This window comes from Frankia sp. CgJB1, from assembly GCF_977947065.1.
Window position 1 is genome coordinate 1 of sequence record NZ_CDWTNB010000238.1, and the last position, 5,254, is coordinate 5,254.

The window sequence follows — 5,254 nt, forward strand, 5'->3', positions numbered from 1 at the left end:
TCGGCCTGGACCGTGCGTTCCGCCCCCGTGAGCCGGCGCTTCCGGTCGCCGGCGGCCTCGGCCGCGTCCCGGCTGTCCCGGTCCCGCTGGGCGGCGAACCGGGTGAGCCGCCCGGCATCCTCCTCGACGCCCCGCCGCGCCGCCGCGTCGCGCATCTCCGGGCTGTCCCGCAGCGCGTCTCGCCGGGCGGTCAGTGTGGCCTTCGCCTCCTCCACCTCGGTGAGCGCCTGCTGCGCGGCCGTCAGGGCCTCGACCGCCGCCTGATGCGCGGCGTCGGCCTCGGCGAGATCCCGCCCGTGCTGCTCGTAGCGGCTGTGCGCCTGTCGCGGCGGGGCGGCGTACCGTTTCGCGGCCACCCGGGCGTACCGGCGGTAGTGGGTCAGGAACGCCTGCGCCGCCGTTTCCGCCTCGGCGAGGGCGCGCAGCGTCTCCCGTTCCTCGTCCAGGCCCCGGAACGCCTCGGCCACGGTGACCACGAGCGCGGGGTCCAGCGGCGGCAACGCCTCGGTGAGTGCCCGGGAGAGCAGCTTCTCGTCGGGCTTCTTGGACAGCTGCGGCTGGCGTAGCTGGATCAGGAGGTTGACCAGGGCCTCGTACCGGTGCCCGCCGAGACCGAACAGCGCTTCGTCCACGGCACGGCGGTAGTCCGACGCGGTGTCATACACCGCGCCGTGGCCGTCGACGGCGTCTTTCAGTTTGTCCCTGGTCAGCGGCACCCGGGTCGGGCCGACCAGGGACAGCTGCGGACCGATCCGCTGGCGGGTCACGAAGAACCAGTGTCGGACGATGCCGCGCCCGCTGACCGCCTTCAGACCGGCCCCGATCGTACGGTACTCGGGGACGCCGTCACCGCCCAGCCGGCCGAACTCCAGCCAGGTGTAGCCGAGCCGCTCGGGATGCGGGTGCCGGCCGCCCAGCAGCAGGTTCCATTCCATCCGCTTGTTGCGGTCACCGTCCGGTTCGACCCGGTGCGCGGCCAGCTCGCCGTCCAGCAGGAACGGGAGCGTCAGCGCGAGGACCTTCGACTTGCCGGTACCGTTGTTGCCGCGCAGCAGCAGCCGCCCGTCGTGGAAGTGGAACTCTTCCACGTCGTAGTAGAAGAGGTCGACGAGGCCGGCGCGCAGCGGCTGCCAGCGGTCCTCTCGGGCCGGAACGGGAATCGCGGTCGAGGCCGGGGACGGTGTCGGTGTCGTGGCCGGTGCCGGTGCCGGTGCCGGTGCCGGTGCCGTGGACGCGCGGGTCGGTGCCGCGGGCACGCGGGGCGAGGTGCTCATCGGCGGCTCGTCTTCTTCCTTCTGACCGGACCGCTTCTGACCGGACCGGCGCCGCCCACCCGGCTGTCGTGGATCGTCGGCGCCTCGACGGCGTAGCGCGTGATCGCGGGCCGGGCGAGCACCGCCGGTGGTTCGCCGGCCTGGCCCGGCACGTCCGTGACCAGCCGCAGCGCGCGCAGCTTGTCCAGCGCCATGGCGAGCAGCTCGGCGTCGGCACCCGGTTCGGTGACGCCCCGCCGCCAGTAGGTGGAATGCTTGGCCGCCATCTTCCGAACGTAGCCACGCAGCCGGCCGACCGGCACCGGCCCCGCGGAATCTGGCTGGGCGGCGAGATACTCGGCGACCAGCAGGGTCACGTGGCCGTCGGTGCGCTGTTCCGGCATCCGTACGTCGGTGAGCTCGTCGTCGGGGTCGACCATCGCGATCCCTTCCGCGCGCATCTCGGCGATCAGACCGGTGGCGTCCTCGATCCGTCTGGTGATCGCCCGGCGCTGGCTGATCAGGTAGGCGCGCTCGTCCTCGGCGAGCTCGTCGTAATAGACGACGGGATCATCGAGCAGCCAGCGGGTCAACCGGTGGCGAAGCGACCGGTTGCGCAGGTCGTCGGTGTCGGGGACGGGCTCGTGGGTCAGCTCGGCGAGCCGCGCCCCGATGTCGTCGGCGTCGATGGTCGACGGGCCGCGGGTACCGGTCAGCAGCGACGCGAGCACCCTGCGGCGTACGTCGTACAACGCGTCGCCGCTGTCGCGCAGATAGGCGTCCTCCTCGCCGGCGACCCGATCCAGCACGCCGAGCGCGAGCAGCAGCCGGACCACCGCCACGAGGTCGGAACGTTCGTCCCGGCGGCTGAGGGTGAAGGTGACCCCGGTGCGGGCCAGTTCCGGGTCGCTCGCCGCGACCAGCACCCCTTCGGCCAACCGGCCAAGGGTGATCTGGGTGTCCGCCGCCTCCAGCACCGACAGCGCGAGGCACAGCAGGACGTAGCGGCGCCGCCCGAACGGCGCTCGACCCTTCCCCTCCCGCGCCGGGTGCGTGTCGTCCTGGATGGTCGCCGCCGTCTTGAACAGCCGCGCCGACTCGGCGTCGACGACCAGCCGCCAGCCGGTTTCAGCGGCGAGCCACTCGCGCAGCTCGGAGGCGTGCCGGCGGACCAGCCGCAGGACCTCGTCGTCCGCGCCGGCGGTGCGTAGCGGCCCGGCCAGCAGCGCGCGCAAGGCCCTGCGCCGCGCGGCCCGGTTCTCCTCGGCGACCGAGTCCGCCGTCATCCGGACACCCGTCCGGTCTCCAGCAGCTCGAGCCGGTCCGGCCCACCGGCGAGTACGACCGGATCGAGGGCGTCCATCCGGCCATTCAGATCGTTTTGCCGGTTTCGGTCATTCCTCTCGTTCAGGCCATTCAGGCCGTTCCAGGCCGCCGGATGCGATGCCGCACCGGCCAGGTCGACGATCTCGACGGTGTGTTCCGGGCCGTCCAGGACGCCATCCTCGGTCTCGATCCGCGCCACCCCCCCCGCCGAGGACGAGGGTGAGCCGGATCAGGACCGTGCCGTCGCTGGACGTGGTCTCCACCTCGGTATCGCCCGGCAGCCTGGCGGCGAGCGCGTCCCCGAGCAGGCCGAGGAACAGCCGGAACGCCTGCCGGTCCAGGACGCCGAGCTGGGACAGCAGTACCGGCCCGTCGGTGGCGAGCCGGGCCCGAGCGGACGCGGCCTGCTCCGCCTCCCGCGCGGCCTGCTCGGCGAGCAGCCGCCGCTGCTGCGCGCGGTCCGTGACCCGGTTCGGCGTTCCGCGCCGCTCGTAGGAACCGGTCCGGCGCAGCTGCGGGCTGATCCGCATCGGCGGCGCCTCCTGCCACGGCGTGTTCGGTGTCGGCTCGTCCTCCTGCCAGGCGGCGACGGTCTCCTGGCTGACGGTGAGATGCCGGGCCGAGGCCAGGCCGAAGGCGGCCCGCCACAGCCGGTGGGCCGCCGCGTCGTCAGGGGCCTCGGCAAACCAGCGGGCGAGCGTGCGGAAGTCCGCCGACCGGTCCGAACGGCCGGTACGGCGCTCGTTGAGTGCGGCGACGGTGTCGATGAGCTGGGTGATCGCGGTGATCGCCGCGCCCCGCAACAACCGTGCCTGGGAGGGACGGCGTGAATCCGCCGACACGAACCAGTCGTGCAGGCCGCGCCAGCGGTTGCGCCAGCCGTCCAGGGCCGCGGCGACCGCGGCGTCGTAGGCGGTCCGAATCCGCTCGGCGTCGGTTCGCCCGGCTCCGGTCCGTCTGGGGTCGGATACCCCGGATACCTCGGAGTCGGATATCTCGGGCACGTCGGGCACGGCGTCGGTCGCCTCCCGACGGGCCGCGAGCAGCAGCAGGCGTTCGACGCCGGCCCCCTCGACCTGACCCAGCAGGGTGGCGATTTCCGCGCCCCGGTTCGCCAGCTCGGCGATGAACCGGTTGATGTAGTCGATGAGCCGTTGCTTGTAGGCGAGGAACGCGTCCACGTCACCGTCCGAGAAGTCGATCACTCGGCGGAGGGACGTCATGAACGCCTGAGCGTTGTCGGCCAGTCCGGTGAACCGCTCCGCCAGCCCCAGCAGCAGCAGGTGTACCTTCGCCGGGTCGAGATCGGCGGCGTCGCCGGCCGTCATCTCCACCAGGGCGCGCAGCTGGGCGGCGATGTCCTCCAGCGCCACCGACTGCAGGGCGCCCCGGCGGCCGATCGCCACCTCGTAGACGGCGATCGCCTCCTCGGCCGCCTGCCCGGCCGGGGTCAGCTGGTACAGGTAGCGCGCCCGGTGGAAGTCCGCCACCGTGGTCACCCGGCCAGTGTCCGGGTCGGCCCGCAGGTTGCCCCACTCAACGAGCTTGTCCAGCGCGGCGACGATCGACTCGGTCTGCCCCGGCCGCCCCAGGTCCGCGAGCACGTCCTCGGGGCGCATGTGGACGATGAACCGGTCCCGCGCCCGCGCGAACGTCGTCAGCATCTCCCGGTAGACGTCCGCGTTGGGGGCGCTCAGGTGCGCGAACGGCTGCCGGGGCGGCGCATCACCGCCGGCTGCCGGCCCGGTCTGTCCGTCGCTCGTCACACCGCCCAGTATCGCCCACCATGCTACTGCGTGAACGGCGGGTGACCGGCTACCAGTGACACTACATGACGCGCGTCTGTCTGTACCTGCTGCTGTACCTGCTGCGGGGGTGATGTTGCTGGCTGTCGGACGGCGCTTGACGATTGCGACGGTAGCGGTATCGCTGATGATACCATTCCGGGCGTGGCTATGACCTTGCGCTTGACGGACGCCGAGACGGAGGCGTTGCGGCGCCGCTCCGAGCTGGAGCAGCGGTCGATGCAGGAGGTCGCCCGGCAGGCGATCCGGGAGTACATCGAGGCGCACAGCCGTGCGGAGCTGCTGGACCGGGTGTTGGACGAGGAGCTTCCGCGGTACGCCGAGGCGCTCCGCCGGCTCGGCGAATGATCTATCTGACGCTGCCCGAACTGCTTCACGTCGCCGAACGGACGCTCGGAGCCGAGCCCCAGGTCCGAGATCATGGCCTGCTCGAATCCGCGCTGGCCCGACCGCGGGCGACCGTCTTCGGTCACGACGCGTATCCCACCCTCGACGGCAAGGCCGCTGCGCTGCTGCACTCTCTCGCCCGTAACCATGCGCTCGTCGACGGGAACAAACGCCTCGCTCTCGCCGCGCTCATCGTCTTCTATGGTCTTAACGGCCGCCGTCTGACGCTGACTAACGAGGGCGCCTACGACCTGGTGATCAGCGTCGCGGCGGGGGCGTGCGATTCTGTCGAGGAGATCACCAGGATTCTCGCGGAGGCGAGCGAACCCGGTCGATGAGAGTCGCCTCGTGGCAGCCGTCCAATGCGTCATGACCATGACGGCAGAGGCGTCACGCGACCAAGAAAATATATGCTGTGAGCTGCGTCGACACCGCTATAATGATCGAACTCTGAAGTGGTGAGACCGGACAGGCTGGTCTCAA

4 protein-coding genes and 1 pseudogene are annotated in these 5,254 nt (G+C 71.6%); 2 read left to right on the forward strand and 3 right to left on the reverse strand.

What is annotated here, in order from left to right; translation table 11 throughout:
- The 3 genes and pseudogenes from AC08OT_RS18965 to AC08OT_RS18975 form a co-directional block, all read right to left on the reverse strand.
- Positions 1–1,274 (reverse strand): annotated as a pseudogene (locus AC08OT_RS18965) (TIGR02680 family protein); the annotation flags it as partial.
- On the reverse strand, positions 1,271–2,539 hold the full coding sequence (locus AC08OT_RS18970) for a TIGR02678 family protein (RefSeq protein ID WP_476592034.1): 1,269 nt from the start codon (positions 2,537–2,539) through the stop codon (positions 1,271–1,273). The pseudogene AC08OT_RS18965 and the gene AC08OT_RS18970, both read right to left, overlap by 4 nt.
- Before the next feature lie 108 nt (positions 2,540–2,647).
- Complete coding sequence (locus AC08OT_RS18975; protein WP_476603129.1) at positions 2,648–4,345, reverse strand: TIGR02677 family protein; 1,698 nt, start codon at positions 4,343–4,345, stop codon at positions 2,648–2,650.
- Positions 4,346–4,534: 189 nt separating this feature from the next.
- Between AC08OT_RS18975 and AC08OT_RS18980 the strand changes: the two genes are divergently transcribed.
- Together AC08OT_RS18980 and AC08OT_RS18985 are read left to right on the forward strand one after the other, a co-directional pair.
- Positions 4,535–4,732: a ribbon-helix-helix protein, CopG family gene (locus AC08OT_RS18980; RefSeq protein ID WP_476592036.1), complete on the forward strand. Its 198-nt coding sequence runs from the start codon at positions 4,535–4,537 to the stop codon at positions 4,730–4,732.
- Positions 4,729–5,109 (forward strand): type II toxin-antitoxin system death-on-curing family toxin, encoded by a 381-nt coding sequence (locus AC08OT_RS18985; protein WP_462185803.1) that lies wholly within the window; start codon positions 4,729–4,731, stop codon positions 5,107–5,109. The genes AC08OT_RS18980 and AC08OT_RS18985 overlap by 4 nt, the downstream gene beginning before the upstream one ends.
- Positions 5,110–5,254 lie beyond the last annotated feature (145 nt).